The 14,401-nt window shown below is 67.0% G+C and carries 14 protein-coding genes; 10 read left to right on the top strand and 4 right to left on the bottom strand.

All coding sequences use genetic code 11. The features are described from left to right. Positions 1-14: 14 nt before the first annotated feature. The 9 genes from AVE30378_RS10385 (at position 15) to AVE30378_RS10425 (ending at position 8,793) form a co-directional block, all read left to right on the top strand. A complete protein-coding gene (locus AVE30378_RS10385; protein ID WP_129240772.1) occupies positions 15-698 on the top strand; it encodes a DUF2848 domain-containing protein in 684 nt (227 codons plus the stop codon). Between the two features lie 86 nt (positions 699-784). Beyond that, complete coding sequence (locus AVE30378_RS10390) at positions 785-2,134, top strand: amidase (protein WP_129240773.1); 1,350 nt, start codon at positions 785-787, stop codon at positions 2,132-2,134. Between the two features lie 48 nt (positions 2,135-2,182). Continuing rightward, complete coding sequence (locus AVE30378_RS10395) at positions 2,183-3,088, top strand: LysR family transcriptional regulator (RefSeq protein WP_129240774.1); 906 nt, start codon at positions 2,183-2,185, stop codon at positions 3,086-3,088. Positions 3,089-3,195: 107 nt separating this feature from the next. Continuing rightward, positions 3,196-4,002 carry a putative hydro-lyase gene (locus tag AVE30378_RS10400; RefSeq protein ID WP_129240775.1) on the top strand — a complete coding sequence of 269 codons (807 nt, stop codon included), beginning with the start codon at positions 3,196-3,198 and terminating at the stop codon, positions 4,000-4,002. A 237-nt stretch (positions 4,003-4,239) separates the two neighbouring features. After that, positions 4,240-5,487 (top strand): ABC transporter substrate-binding protein, encoded by a 1,248-nt coding sequence (locus AVE30378_RS10405; protein WP_129240776.1) that lies wholly within the window; start codon positions 4,240-4,242, stop codon positions 5,485-5,487. A gap of 48 nt (positions 5,488-5,535) precedes the next feature. Beyond that, complete coding sequence (locus tag AVE30378_RS10410) at positions 5,536-6,387, top strand: branched-chain amino acid ABC transporter permease (protein ID WP_129240777.1); 852 nt, start codon at positions 5,536-5,538, stop codon at positions 6,385-6,387. Between the two features lies 1 nt (position 6,388). Further along, the gene (locus AVE30378_RS10415) at positions 6,389-7,378 is read left to right on the top strand and encodes a branched-chain amino acid ABC transporter permease (protein WP_129240778.1); all 990 of its coding nucleotides are present in this window, start codon (positions 6,389-6,391) and stop codon (positions 7,376-7,378) included. Then, entirely contained in the window at positions 7,359-8,081 is a 723-nt protein-coding gene (locus AVE30378_RS10420; RefSeq protein ID WP_129240779.1) for an ABC transporter ATP-binding protein, read from the top strand. Before AVE30378_RS10415 ends, AVE30378_RS10420 begins: the two co-directional genes overlap by 20 nt. Positions 8,082-8,085: 4 nt before the next feature. Further along, positions 8,086-8,793: an ABC transporter ATP-binding protein gene (locus tag AVE30378_RS10425; protein WP_129240840.1), complete on the top strand. Its 708-nt coding sequence runs from the start codon at positions 8,086-8,088 to the stop codon at positions 8,791-8,793. Positions 8,794-9,055: 262 nt separating this feature from the next. Here AVE30378_RS10425 and AVE30378_RS10430 read toward each other — a convergent pair whose 3' ends face one another. From AVE30378_RS10430 to AVE30378_RS10445, 4 genes are all read right to left on the bottom strand, one after another. Continuing rightward, complete coding sequence (locus AVE30378_RS10430; RefSeq protein ID WP_129240780.1) at positions 9,056-10,126, bottom strand: porin; 1,071 nt, start codon at positions 10,124-10,126, stop codon at positions 9,056-9,058. Between the two features lie 331 nt (positions 10,127-10,457). Next, positions 10,458-11,759, bottom strand: coding sequence for a TRAP transporter large permease (locus AVE30378_RS10435; RefSeq protein ID WP_129240781.1), 1,302 nt, complete (start codon positions 11,757-11,759; stop codon positions 10,458-10,460). After that, the gene (locus tag AVE30378_RS10440) at positions 11,752-12,252 is read right to left on the bottom strand and encodes a TRAP transporter small permease (RefSeq protein WP_129240782.1); all 501 of its coding nucleotides are present in this window, start codon (positions 12,250-12,252) and stop codon (positions 11,752-11,754) included. The genes AVE30378_RS10435 and AVE30378_RS10440 overlap by 8 nt, the downstream gene beginning before the upstream one ends. Positions 12,253-12,259: 7 nt before the next feature. Then, positions 12,260-13,234: a TRAP transporter substrate-binding protein gene (locus tag AVE30378_RS10445; protein WP_129240783.1), complete on the bottom strand. Its 975-nt coding sequence runs from the start codon at positions 13,232-13,234 to the stop codon at positions 12,260-12,262. Positions 13,235-13,512: 278 nt separating this feature from the next. Here AVE30378_RS10445 and nudC point away from each other — a divergent pair, with 278 nt between their 5' ends. Next, positions 13,513-14,283, top strand: a complete 771-nt coding sequence (gene nudC / locus AVE30378_RS10450; RefSeq protein WP_129240784.1) for an NAD(+) diphosphatase — start codon at positions 13,513-13,515, stop codon at positions 14,281-14,283. The last annotated feature ends 118 nt before the right edge of the window (positions 14,284-14,401 follow it).

The raw sequence follows: 14,401 nt of genomic DNA on the forward strand, positions 1-14,401 counted from the left end.
TTCGCAGGACAGATATGAAAGCCGTATTCCAGATCGAAGGATCGCAGCCCCGCCAGGTGGCGGTCGAGTTCAACACCGTGATCGTCGCCGGCTGGGCCGGCCGCGACATGGCCGCCATCGAGCACCACATCGAAGAGCTGGCCGCCATCGGCGTGCCGCGCCCCAGCAGCGTGCCGCTGTACTACCGCATCGCCGCCAACCAGTTGACCCAGGACGAGACCGTGCAGGCGCTGGGCGAGGAGTCCTCGGGCGAAGTCGAGACCTTCGTGTTCGCGGCCGACGGCGAGATGTACGTCAGCATCGCCTCCGACCACACCGACCGCAAGCTCGAGACCTACAGCGTGGCGATGTCCAAGCAGGTCTGCGTGAAGCCCGTGGCCAGGAGCGCATGGCGCCTGGCCGACGTGGCGGACTACTGGGACGAACTGGTCATCCGTTCGTACATCGTCGAGAACGGCGTGGAAGTCCTGTACCAGGAAGGCCCGCTGGCGTCGCTGCGCACCCCGCGGGACCTGATCGCCGGCTACACCGGCGGCGCCGACGCGCTGCCCGAAGGCGCCGGCATGACCTGCGGCACGGTGGGCGCGATCGGCGGCATCCGGCCGTCCGTCGACTTCACGATGGAATTGCACGATCCGCGCCGCCAGCGCAGCCTGCGTCACCGCTATCATGTCGAGACGCTGCCCGTGGTGGCCTGAGCCAGGCCCCCGGCGCTGATCGCCAGGCGCGCCCATGCCGGGCGCGCCCATTCGCACTTACGCCGCCCGGCGGCACTGGGATGATTATGGTTTCGACCCTGAATGATCTGAATCTGGCCCTGCGCGAGGGCCGAACGAGTTCCGTGGCGCTTACGGAAGCCGCCCTGGCCCGGGCGCAGGACGAAGCGGGCGAGGGCGCCCGCGTCTTCACCCGGCTGTACGCCGAGTCGGCGCTGGCGCAGGCGCGCGCGTCCGACACGCTGCGCGCGGCGGGCATCGTCCGCTCGGCCGTGGACGGCCTGCCCATCAGCATCAAGGACCTGTTCGACGTCGAAGGCGAAACCACGATGGCCGGCTCGGTGGCGCGCGAAGGCGAACCGGCGGCCGACGCGGACGCGGAAGTCGTGCAGCGCCTGATCGCCGCCGGCGCGGTCGTCATCGGCCGCACCAACATGACCGAATTCGCCTATTCGGGCCTGGGCATCAACCCCCATTACGGCACGCCCCTGAATCCCTACGACCGCGCCACCGGCCGCATTCCGGGCGGTTCGTCCTCGGGCGCGGCCGTGTCCGTCTCCGACGGCATGGCAGCGGCCGCCATCGGTTCGGACACGGGCGGTTCCGTGCGCATCCCCGCGGCGCTTTGCGGCCTGACCGGCTTCAAGCCCAGCGCCTGGCGCGTTTCCATGGCCGGCGTGCTGCCGCTGTCGGCCAACCTGGATTCCATCGGCCCCATCGCCGCCAGCGTGCGCTGCTGCGCCGAGCTCGACGCCATCCTGTCGGGCGACGGCGGCCCCGTGCCGGAGGCGATGCCGCTGCGCGGCCTGCGCCTGGCCGTCCCGACCACGCTGGCGCTGGACGCCATCGACAAGCACGTGGCCGAGAGCTTCGCGGCCGCGGTGGCCCGGCTGAAGAGCGCGGGCGCCCTGGTCGACGAGATCGCGGTCCCGGAGTTCGCCGAACTGGCGGCCATCAATTCCAAGGGCGGCTTCACCGCCGCCGAGGCCTGGGCCTGGCACCGGGACCTGATCGCGCGCGCCGGCAAGCGCTACGATCCCCGGGTCGTGTCGCGCATCATCCGCGGCAAGGACATGAGCGCGGCCGACTACCTGGACTTGCTGGACGCCCGCGAGGCCTGGGTCGCGGCGGTGGACCGCCGCATCGCCGGCTACGACGCGCTGATCATGCCGACCACGCCGATCGTGGCGCCCGCGGTGGCCGACCTGCAGGCCTCGGACGACGCGTACTACGCCGCCAACGGCCTCATCCTGCGCAATCCCACGCTGATCAATTTCCTGGATGGCTGCGCGCTGTCGCTGCCTTGCCAGGCGGCCGGCACCGCGCCGGTCGGCCTGATGATCGCCGGCAGCAACGGCGCGGACCGCCGCATCCTGGCCATCGGCCTGTCGGTCGAGGAACTGTTCGCGGGCCTGTGACGGCGGGCAGGCGCTAAGATGGCGGCTTCATAGCCGAACGCCGGTGCCATGATCGATCTGCGCAATATCGAGACGTTCTTCTGGGTGGCCACGCTCGGGGGCTTCCGCGCCGCCGCCGAGAAACTCAATGCCACCCAGCCCGCGATTTCCCAGCGCATCGCCTCGCTGGAGTCGGACCTGGGCGTGCGGCTGTTCGACCGCGACACCCGCGGCATCAAGCTGACCGGCAAGGGCCGCGAACTGCTGTCGCATGCCGAACGCATGCTGCAGATGCGGCGCGACATGCAGGAGGCCGCGCGGGCCAAGAGCGTCATGAGCGGCACGCTCAGGCTGGGCGTGTCCGAGACCATCGTCCACACCTGGCTGCCCACCCTGATGGAGTACCTGCACGACGCCTATCCGGCGCTGATGGTCGAAATCCAGGTGGACACCACCACGATGCTGAAGACGCAACTGGCGTCGCGCCAGATCGACCTGGCGTTCCTGCTGGGGCCGATGGAGGAGCCGCGGGTCGAAAACCTCTACCTGTGCAACTATCCCCTGCAATGGGTGGCCAGCCCCAAGCTCAAGGTGGGGCGCCAGCCCGTTGCGCTGAAGCGGCTGGCCGAATGGCCCGTCATCACGTATTCCTCCACCACCGACCCGCACCGCGCCGTGCGCCAGTTGCTGCAACAGGCCGGCGTGGAGGCCCCGCGCATGTATGGCAGCTCGGCGCTGAGCGTGATCGTGCGGATGGCGCAGGACGGCATCGGCACGGCCGTCATCGCGCCCGTCATCCTGCACAAGGAACTGGCCCAGGGCCAACTGCGCATCCTGGACGTCAAGGCGCCGGTCCTGCCGCCGCTGCATTACACGGCCTGCTGGATGCAGGGGCCCGACAGCCAGATTCCGCGCGCCGTGGCCGAGGCGGCGCAGCAGATCGCCCGGGAAGAGGCGTTGCGCCATCCGGCATAACCCTGATAAGGAATTTTGATCGGGGTTTATCGCAACTTGTGATTGGACGGCGGGCCGCGGTTCCTGTGCAATGTCTCTATACCGACATCGTCATCGAGGGGATAGGCATGGTTTCGAATCCAGCGGCGAGCGCCAGCGTGGAATTGGCCCGGCAGGCGCGGCTGGATGCCCGCAGCGGCAAGTTGACCGGCCCCACCGCGAACCTGGCGCCCGGCCACGTCCAGGCCAACCTGGCCATCCTGCCGCGCGCGCTGGCGGCGGATTTCCTGCATTTCTGCCAGCGCAATCCCAAGCCCTGTCCGCTGCTGGCCATGTCCGAGCCGGGCGATCCCGCGCTGCCGGAACTGGGCCGCGACATCGACATCCGCACCGACATCCCGCGCTACCGCGTCTGGAAGAACGGCGAGCTGGTGGCCGAGCCCACCGACGTGCGCGACGTCTGGCGCGACGACCTGGTGTCCTTCCTGATCGGCTGCTCGTTCTCGTTCGAGGAAGCGATGCTGGACAACGGCTTGCCCGTGCGCCACATCGAGCAGGGCTGCAACGTGCCGATGTACCGCACCAACGTCCCGACGCATGCCGCGGGCGCCTTCAGCGGGCCGCTGGTCGTCTCGATGCGTCCCTTGAAGGCCGCCGACGCGATCCGCGCCATCCAGGTCACCTCGCGCTTTCCTTCGGTCCACGGCGCGCCCGTGCATATCGGAGACCCCGCGTTGATCGGGATTGCCGACATCGGCCGCCCGGACTATGGTGATCCCGTTGAGATACGGGCGGGCGAAATGCCGGTGTTCTGGGCTTGCGGCGTGACGCCCCAGTCCGTGGTCGCGGCGGTGCGCCCGGAGTTCTGCATTACCCACGCCCCGGGCCACATGCTGGTCACGGATCTCGTCAACAGCAGGATGGCGGTGTTCTGACCGCGCCGCCGCCCGCTCGCGGGCAGCGATTGGAAGACCCGTTTCAGCAGTACCGGTTGTGCCACCAAAACGATCCATCAAAGGACAAGGGGAAATGGCGACAACAGTTCAGGGCCTGGCAACTCCCGATCGGAGGCCGCCGGGCCATTGCGGGTCCGCGCGCGCCGGTCTGGCGCGCCGCGGCCCGTGGATTTGCATTGTTTTCTCACCTAGCCGGACCAATCCAGGAGTCTAGTAATGAAGATGAAGCTCATTGCGGGTGTCGCCGCGAGTCTGGCGCTGATGGCGGCCATGCCTGCCCAGGCGCAGAAGGCCGTACGTATCGGCGCGATCTATCCACTGTCAGGCGCGCTGGCGTCGACCGGTTCGGAAATCAAGGCGGCCGTCGAGCTGGCCGTGGACATCGTCAACAATCCGCATCCCGAGCTTGAAGGGATACCGCTGGCCGCCGGCGGCGGGCTGCCCGCGCTGGGCGGCGCCAAGATCGAAGTGGTGTTCGGCGATTCCCAGGGCAAGCCCGAAGTGGGCCTGGCCGACGCCCAGCGCCTGATCGACCAGGAGAAGGTGGTGGCGCTGACCGGCGCCTACCAGTCGGCCGTGACCAAGACGGCCAGCCGCATCGCCGAGCAGCGCGGCATCCCCTACGTGAACGGCGAATCCAGCAGCCCGGACCTCACCGAGCGCGGCTACAAGTGGTTCTTCCGCACCTCGCCCAACGACGACACCTTCGTCGAGAACATGATGCAGTTCCTGGACGGCGTGAAAGCCGTGCCGACGGCCAAGATCGCCGTGGTGTACGAGAACACCGACTTCGGCGTGAACACGTACAAGGCCGTCGAGAAGTTCGCCAAGCAGTACAAGCGCGAACTGGTCGCGAACATCGCCTACAGCGCGGGTTCGGCGTCGGTGACGGCGGAAGTGCAGAAGCTGGCCGCCGCCAAGCCCGACGTGGCCATCTTCGCCAGCTACACCTCGGACGCCATGCTGTTCGTGCGCACCATGCGCGAAAGCAAGTACGCGCCGCCGGTGCTGCTGGCCAACGACGCCGGGTTCATCGACTCGCGCTTCGTGCAGGAGGTGGGGCCGCAAGTGCAGGGCGTGCTCACTCGCGACGTGTGGGGCAACGACGTCGCCGCCGCCAAGGCGGGCCTGAAGAAGATCAACGACATGTACAAGGCCAAGACGGGCAAGGACCTGAACGGCAACAACGCGCGCTCGATGCAGGGGGTGCTGGTGCTGGCGGACGCGATCAACCGGGCCGGCTCCACCGATCCCGAAGCCATCCGCAAGGCGCTCGCCGCGACCGACCTGGGCGAAGCGCAGGTGGCCATGCCCTGGGCCGGCGTGCAGTTCGACGCCAAGGGGCAGAACACCAAGGGCTCGGGCCTGATCCTGGAACTGAAGGGAGCGTCCTACCAGACGGTGTGGCCGGAAAAATACCGCACGGACAAGAGCCTGCCCACGCTGCCGTTCGCCTGGAAGTAACCCTCAGTCTGACGTGGCGGGCCGCGGGGCCCGCCACAGGAGCACTTCATGTTCGAAGCTCTCTCGGCAGGCCTGTTCAACGGCCTGATCTATGCCGCGGTGGCGGTGGGGCTGGCGCTGATCTGGGGCATTACCGACGTCATCAATTTCGCCCACGGCGAATTCCTGATGCTGGGCATGTATGCCGCCTATTGGCTCTATACCCTGGGTCATATCGATCCCACGCTGTCGGCGCCGCTGGTGGCCGTCGCGCTCGCCTTCGTCGGATTCCTGACCTACGCGCTGATCATCCGGCGCCTGCAGAAGGGGCCCGCGATGGCGGTCATCCTGGCCACCTTCGGGCTGGGGCTGGTGCTGCGCCAGATCGCCTTCATCGCCTTCAGCCCCGATTACCGCAGCCTGCCCGACACGCTGGTGTCCGGCAGCGTCACGATGGCGGGCATTTCGCTGGGACGGCCCCAGGTGGTCACCGGCCTGATCGCGCTGGTGGTCGTGGCGGCGCTGTTCGTGCTGGTGTACCGCACCCGCTGGGGCCATGCCCTGCAGGCGGTGGCCGAGGACCGGCAGGTGGCGGCGCTGGTGGGCATTTCCCCCGACCGCGTCAACGCGCAGGTCTGGATGCTGGGCAGCGCCGCGGTCGGCCTGGCCGGCGCCTTGCTGACCACCTTCTTCTACGTCTTCCCGTCGGTGGGCACGGTGTTCGGCCTGCTGGCGTTCGTGGCGGTGTGCATGGGCGGCTTCGGTTCGCTGCCGGGCGCCTTCATCGCGGGGATCCTGATCGGCATCATCGAGGCCATGACCGGCTACTTCGTCGCGCCCGCGATGAAGACGGTAAGCGTGTACATCCTGTTCATCCTGGTCCTCTGGTATCGGCCGCGCGGCCTGTTCGGGCGGTGGTGATATGAACACGAGACCGAAAATCGATACCACGTCCTCGGGCGTGCCCAAATGGCCCGTCGCGGCCGCCGCCGCGGCCGCCATCGTGATGGCCCTGGTCCCGCTGGCGGTGACGGATTCGTTCACCTTGCAGGTGCTGCTGCTGGCGATCATGTTCGGCGCGCTGGGCGCGTGCTGGAACCTCGTCGGCGGATTCCTGGGGCGGATCTCCTTCGGCCACAGCGTGTTCGTGGGAGTAGGGGGCTACACCACCCTGCTGCTGCTGCACCACCTGAAGCTCACGCCGCTGCTGGGCATCCCGCTGGGCGGGCTGATCAGCGCGGGGCTGGCCTGGCTGGTGGGCGGGCCCACGCTGCGGCTGTCCGGCCACTACTTCGCGATGGCCACGATCGCGCTGTTGCAGATCGGCCTGCTGCTCCTGATCAACTGGGAATGGGCGGGCGGCGCGGTGGGGCTGGAGGCGCCCATCGGGGACGCCGCCTGGATGCTGCTGTTCCGCAGCAAGGTGCCGTACTACTGGATCGCGGTGGCCCTGGCGTTCCTGACCTTCTGCGCCACGTTCTTCCTGGTGCACTCCAAGACCGGGTTCTACTGGCGCGCGATCAACGGCGACGAGGCCGCCTCGCGCAGCCTGGGCGTGCCGGCCGACCGCTACAAGATGCTCGCCTTCGTGATTTCCGCGGGCATGACCGGCGTGTGGGGCGGATTCTTCGCCATGTATGTGGGTTTCATCGACCCGGAGTCCATGTTCAACCTGACGATGTCCGTGCAGGTCGTGCTGGTGACCATCCTGGGCGGCGTGGGCACGCTGGTGGGTCCCTGGCTGGGCGCGGCGGTGCTGTTGCCGCTGTCCGAGGGCACGCGGGTGCTGTGGGGCAGTTCGGGCATGGGGCTGGACCTGCTGGTCTTCGGCCTGGCCATTCTGCTGGTCACGCTGTTCCTGCCGGGCGGACTGGTGACATTGAGGAGGCGCCGTGGCTCTGCTGGACGTTAAGAACCTGACCAAGCGCTTCGGCGGGCTGGTGGCGAACAAGGACATTTCGCTGTCGGTGGACGCCGGCGAGATCGTCGCCATCATCGGCCCCAACGGCGCGGGCAAGAGCACCTTGTTCAACGGCCTGGTGGGGCACCACGAACCCACCTCGGGCACGGTGAGCTTCGGCGGCCAGTCGATGATCGGCAGGCGGCCGGAACAGGTGGCGGCCATGGGCCTGGTCCGCACCTATCAGATACCCCGCAGTTTCGGGCAGATGACGGTGCTGGAGAACGCCATGGTCGGCGCGCTGCTGCGCCATCCGCGGCTGCCCGACGCGCGCCGGGAATCCGCCCGGGTGCTGGAACTGGTGGGGCTGGCGGACCGCGCGGACGTGCGCGCGGCCGAGCTCAACGTGGCCGGACAGAAGCGGGTCGAACTCGCCCGCGCGCTGGCGACGGAACCCCGCATGCTGCTGCTGGACGAAGTGGCCGGCGGCCTGAACCCGGCCGAGGCCATCGCCCTGACCGAGATCCTGCGCGGCATCCATGCCGCGGGCGTCACGCTCATCATCGTGGAGCACGTGCTGGAGGTGGTCATGCGCCTGGCGCAGCGGGTGCTGGTGCTGAACTTCGGGCAGATGATCGCCGAGGGCGAACCGCAGGAGATCGTGCGCAATCCCGCCGTCATCGAAGCCTATCTGGGGAGAAAGCACCGTGCCTGATGCGATGCTGAAAGTCGAGAACCTGAACGTGGCCTACGGCGGCGTGCAGGCGGTGCGCGGCGTGTCGCTGGAAGTCCGGCCGGGCGAAATCGCCGCCTTGCTGGGCGCCAACGGCGCGGGCAAGTCCAGCACCTTGCTGGCCATCGTGGGCGCGGTCAAGCCCAAGGAAGGCCGCGTGGTCTTCGAAGGGCGGGACATCACCGGCACGCCGCCGGACAAGCTGGTGACGCAGGGCATTTCCATGATCCCCGAGGGCGCGCGCGTGTTCGCGCGCCAGCCGGTGGAACAGAACCTGCGCCTGGGCGCCTATACGGTGCGCGACGAGCGCGTCTACCGCGATCGGCTGGAGCGGGTCTATACGCTGTTCCCGCGCCTGAAGGAGCGGCGCGAACAACTGGCCGGCACCATGTCCGGGGGCGAACGCCAGATGCTGGCCATCGGCCGCGCCCTGATGAGCGGCCCGCGGCTCCTCCTGATCGACGAGCCCAGCCTGGGTTTGTCGCCGTTGCTGGTGGAGCAGGTATTCGATGCGCTGGCGGCGCTGAACCGCGACGACGGACTGTCGGTGCTGCTGGTGGAGCAGAACATGGCGCAAGCGCTCGAAGTCGCGGCGCGGGCCTATGTCATGCAAAGCGGCAGAGTGGCGTTGTCGGGCGAGGCCGCGGAGTTGGCGGCATCGGATGAGGTGCGGAAGGCTTATTTGGGAATGTAAACCCTCTGAGTGTCTGACACCCCGAGGAGACGGTCGGCAGGCTGAAGCCAGTGTCCGCGGGGTGTCTGACACCGGCTGAATCTGGACGGCCTCCCAAAGTCAGCCGGTGTCAGACACCCGGGACCGCCCACTTCAGCTTCACGGGCGTCTCGTACGGGTGTCAGACACGTGGGGGGGGGTCAGATACGGCCGGTGTCTGACACCCCATGAGCACTGGCTTCAGCCCGCCGACCGTCTCCTCGGGGTGTCAGACACGCGGGGTTTAGAAAATATGCCTAAACCCCACCCCCGCCCCAACCTGGCTGCTCTTCCCGGCGATTTCCCCGCTGGCTGCGTCGCTGACCTTGTTCCAGTCGACGGTGCCGTATAGCTGCGAGCGCTTGGACAGCGAGTATTCGGCCACGGCGACCAGCGCGTAGCGCTTGCCCTTGTCGCCGTCTTCCTCGACGTTCTTGCTCTGGTCGTAGTAGGCGGCGCCGGTGATGGCCCAGCGCGGCGTGGCCTGCCAGGTGACGCCGGCGAAATAGCCGTTGTCCTTGCGGTCCAGGTTGGCGGTGGTGGCGCCGCCCATGACGCCGTTGACCCAGCCGGTTTCGTCGCGGCCGTTGTAGTAGCCGGCGAACACCTTGGCGCCGTCGAACTGATAGGACGCGTTCAGGTTCCACACGCGCTGGCGCAGGTCGGAGTCCGTGCCGTCGTAGGTCTGCTGGTAGGCCGCGCCCAGGCCCAGTTGGCCGATGGCGTAGCGCAGGCTGGCGCCGTATTGCTGGCCGGCCTTGTGGTCGTCCCAGTCTTCGCCGTTGGCCCACGACAGCACGACGGAGAGGTCGCCGAACGTGTTGGCGTACTTGGTCATGTTGTTCGTGCGAACCCGCGACATGGCGGCGGGCAGCCAGGCGTTCTGATCGTAGTTGCCCACGGTCAGCGGGTCGAAATAGTCGGCCAGCAGGTCGAACATCGGCGTGTTCTGCAGGCCCAGTGTCAAGGTGCCGACCTGGCCGCCGTCCAGGCCCACGTAGGCCAGGCGGCTGAACGCCTTGTCGGTGCCCGAACCCATGCCGTTCTGCAGGTTGATGCCGTTTTCCAGGCGGAAGAAGGCGCGGTTGCCGCCGCCCAGGTCTTCCGAGCCGCGCAGGCCCCAGCGGCTGTTGGAAATGGCGCCGTTCTCCATCGACACGCGGCTGCCGTTCTCGCCCACCGCGCCCGAACTGGTGTTCAGGTAGCGGATGCTGACGTCCGCGATGCCGTACAGGGTGATGCTGGTTTCGGCGGAGGCCGTGCCGGCGGCCAGGCCAAGGCCGGCGAGGGCGAGGGATAGGGTAATGCGTTTCATGCGGGGCTCCTCCAGGTGTAGCTGTTCTTGGCTGTGCCGGGCTTTTGGCCCGGCCTGTTGCGCCTGGCGGGTTGCCAGGCGGCGGGCCGCCGCTCCGACGCTTCGGGTGAGCGCGGGTCCGGGCGGCAGCCTCGGTTGCACAAAATGCGCCATGCCGGTGCGGCGTATGGGCGCTTGGGGATTCTAGAAAAGTTGGAGGGGGATCAGGGCGCGATCCGTTCGGCGTTTTCCCGGGTTTACAGAACGCGGAAACAGGCGCGGGCCCCGGAGAAAAATGAAAAAACCCCGTTGTGGAAACGGGGTTTTCTCGTGCAGCGGCGCCGCGGCGGGGCTACAGCGTCATGTGCAGCGGCAGCCACGTCGCGATGCCGGGCACGGCATAGAGCAGCAGCACGGCCAGGATCATCAGGAAGAACATCGGCAGCGAGGCGCGCGCGATGTAGGGCAGTTCCCTGCCGCTCATGCCGGACAGCACGAACAGGTTGAAGCCGACCGGCGGCGTGATCTGCGCCATTTCCACGACGAACACGATGAAAATGCCGAACCAGATGAGGTCGATGCCCGCGGCCTGCACCGTCGGCAGCAGCACGCCCATGGTCAGCACCACGATGGAGATGCCGTCCAGGAAGCAGCCCAGGATGATGAAGAACACCATCAGCGCCATGATCAGCCAGAACTGGGACAGTCCCATGCCGCCGATCCATTCCGCCAGCGCGCGCGGCAGGCCGATGTAGCCCATCGCCAGCGTCAGGAACTGCGCGCCCGCCAGGATCAGCGCGATCATGCAGTACAGCCGGGTGGCGCCCAGCAGCGATTGCATGAAGGTGGAACGGTTGAGCGAGCCTTGCAGCGCCGAGAGGATCAGCGCGCCCACCACGCCGACCGCCGCGGCTTCCGTCGCGGTGGCGATGCCGGTATAGATGGAGCCCAGCACCGCGCCGATCAGCAGCATCACCGGGATCAGGTGCCGAGAGCGCGACAGCTTCTGCATCAAGGTCAGGCCGGGGTCCGCCGGCGGCACCTGGCCCGGATTGCGGATCGCCCACCAGGCGATGTAGCCCATGAACAGCAGGGCCAGCACGATCCCGGGCACGATGCCGGCGATGAACAGCTTGGCGATGGAGACGTCCGCCGCCACCCCGTACACGATCATGATGATCGAGGGCGGGATCAGCAGGCCCAGCGTGCCGGCGCCCGACAGCGTGCCGAGGATCTTCTCTTCGGGATAGCCGCGGCGCGTCAGTTCGGGGATGGTCATCTTGCCCACCGTGGCGCAGGTCGCCGCGGAAGAGCCCGAGACCGCCGCGAAGATCGCGCAGCCGATGACGTTGGTGTGCAGCAGGCGGCCGGGCAGGCGGTTGAGCCAGGGGGCGAGCCCCTTGAACAGGTCCTCGGACAGGCGCGTGCGGAACAGGATTTCGCCCATCCACAGGAACAGCGGCAGGGCGGTCAGCGTCCAGCTCGAGGACGCGCCCCAGATGGTGACGGCCATGGCGTCGCCCGCGGGGCGGCTGGAGAAAATCTCCATGCCGATCCACGCCGTTCCCGCCAGGGTCAGGCCGACCCAGACCCCGCAGCCCAGCAGGACGAAGATCGAGACGACCAATAGGGTAATGACGAGAAGTTCATTCATGGGTTTGCTGCGAAGTGGCGGCGGCCAGGCCGCGTGAGCGTCGGATCAGTTCGTCGATCAGGGCGACCAGGAACAGCACCGTGCCGACGGCCATGCCGATCTGCGGAATCCACAGCGGCGTGGCGTCGTTGGACGTGGAGATGTCGTTGAACTGCCAGGAGTCGTAGGTCAGCTTGATGCTGAAGAACGCGAAGGCGGCGGCCAGCAGGCAGCCGACCGACAGGGCGAAGATGTCCAGCCTGCGGCCCGCGGCGGGCCGCAGCGAATTGAGCAGCAGCGTCACGCGGATGTGCTCGCCGTGCTTGAAGGTGCTGGACAGGGCCAGAAAGCCGGCGGCGGCCATGAAGTACCCGGCATAGGCATCCGTGCCGGGGATGTTCAAGCCAAGCTGGCGCGCGATGATCGCGGCCAGCACCGACACCAGCACGCCGATCGTGCACAGGCCGGCCAGCAGGCCGGCCGCGCCATAAAGACCATCTAGGAAGCGGCGCATGGGGAGATCACTGCTTCTTGTAGGTGTCGATCATCGCCTGGCCGTCCGCGCCGGCCTTCTTGAGCCAGTCGTCCAGCATGCGCTTGCCGATCACCGACAGGCCTTCCTGCAGTTCGACGGTGGGCTTGACCGTTTCCATGCCGTTCTTGGCCAGTTCTTCCTGGTACCACTTGTTCTTTTCCTGCGACAGCTTCCAGCCGCGTTCCTCGGCCTGCGCGCCGGCCTTCTTCAGGGCGGCCTGCGAGGCGGGGTCCAATGCGTCGAACGCCTTCTTGTTCACGATGATGGCGTTCTTGGGCAGCCAGGCCTGCGTGTCGTAGAACTTCTTGATGTACTCGTAGGTCTTGGTGTCGTAGCCCGTGGACGCCGAGGACATATAGGAGTCGATCACGCCCGTGGCCATGGCCTGCGCCAGTTCGGCCTGCTGCACCGTGACCGGCTGCGCGCCGACCAGTTCGGCGATCTTCGCCGTCACCGGGCTGTAGGCGCGCCACTTCAGGCCCTTCATGTCCGAGATCTGCTTGATGTCCTTGTTGGCGAAAATTCCCTGGGGCGGCCAGGCCACGGCATACAGCAGGGTCATGCCGTGCGCGTTCAGCTTCTTTTCCAGGAACGGCTTCTGCGCCTGATACAGCTTGAACGAAGCGTCATAGCCGGTGGCCAGGAAGGGCAGCCCGTCCAGTTCGTAGATCGGGTCTTCGTTGGCGAAGTTGGTCAGCAGGATTTCGCCGATCTGGGCCTGGTTGCCTTGCACCGCGCGCTTGATCTCGGGCGCCTTGTACAGCGACGCGTTGTTGTGCAGCGTGATCTTCAGCTTGCCTTCGGACAGGGTGTCCACGTCCTTGACGAAGGAAGTCAGGTTCTCGACGTGGAAGTTGCTGGCCGGGTAGGCGGTGGGCAGGTCCCACTTGGTCTGGGCCTGGGCGCCCGCGCTGAACGCCAGGACGATGCTGCCAGCCAACAGGGAGATTTTCTTGTGCATGGGATGGTCCTTCTTTGCGAATGGTAACGCCGGGTTGTGCCCGTTAGGCATTGCGAAAGAGCGCGCCGCGTCGATGACGCGTAGCTGAAAAGCCGTGCCATTCTAAGTTGCCGCGCGGCAGCGGGGCGCGGGAAATCGCGTTTTTACGGGTTATTCCTAGGGGTGAGGACGCGGACGATGCTTGAGGGTTCAATCTTTGCGCAAGGCCGGTTCGCGCCTGCCGGAGCGGCCGTTTTTCTTCTAAGATTGCGCTATCGAGTGCATGTGCCGAGGCTTGCGTGAATTTCGTTTTCCGTCGTGACGAGTTGTTGATCGAAGAGGCGTCCAGCGTCCTGCCGGACATGGCGCTATGCGAACGGATCGGCCTGCGGGCCGAGATCCTGCAGCCGATATGGGCGCTGCCCGAATCTCCCCACCGCACCGTGCACGTCGAGCCCGGCGTCGACGCGCCCCAGGGCTATGCGTTCCGGAAACTGCGCTCGCTGTTCGGCGTGCTGGACGACGAACGCATGGCGCTGGCCGGCCGCGCCTACCAGATCGCGGAATGGGCGCGCACGCACCGGTTCTGCGGCGTCTGCGGAACGCCGGCGCAGCGCGTGCCCACGGAATTCTGCCTGCGCTGCCCGTCCTGTGGCTTCTCGGCGTATCCGCGCATTTCGCCGGCCATGATGGTGCTGATCCGCAAGGGCGACAGCATCCTGCTGGCGCGGCACACCACCACGGCCACGGCGCGCTACACGGCGCTGGCCGGCTTCGTCGAACCGGGCGAAAGCATCGAGCAAACTATTCACCGCGAAGTCTACGAAGAGGTCGGCCTGAAGGTCGGCAATCTCCAGTATTTCGGCAGCCAGTCCTGGCCGTTCCCCCATTCGCTGATGGTGGCGTTCACGGCGGACTACGTGTCCGGCGACATCCGCGTCCAGGAGGACGAGATCGCCGACGCGCGCTGGTTCGGCCCGGGCGACCCCATGCCCGAGATCGCCGCGCGCATCTCGATCGCGGGGTCGCTCATCCGCGCCAACCTGCCCATGGGCTGGTCCGCGCCGTAAGACCGCCTTCCTGGTCCTAGGGGTATTCCCTCGAAAGAGGGGAATTCTGCTGCCTCGTGCTAATTTTTTATTGATGAAATATAGATAAATTATTAGTATTTCACGCAGATAAACTCGG

Origin of the sequence: Achromobacter veterisilvae (assembly GCF_900496975.1) — a bacterium.
Classification (GTDB): Bacteria; Pseudomonadota; Gammaproteobacteria; order Burkholderiales; family Burkholderiaceae_B; genus Achromobacter; species Achromobacter veterisilvae.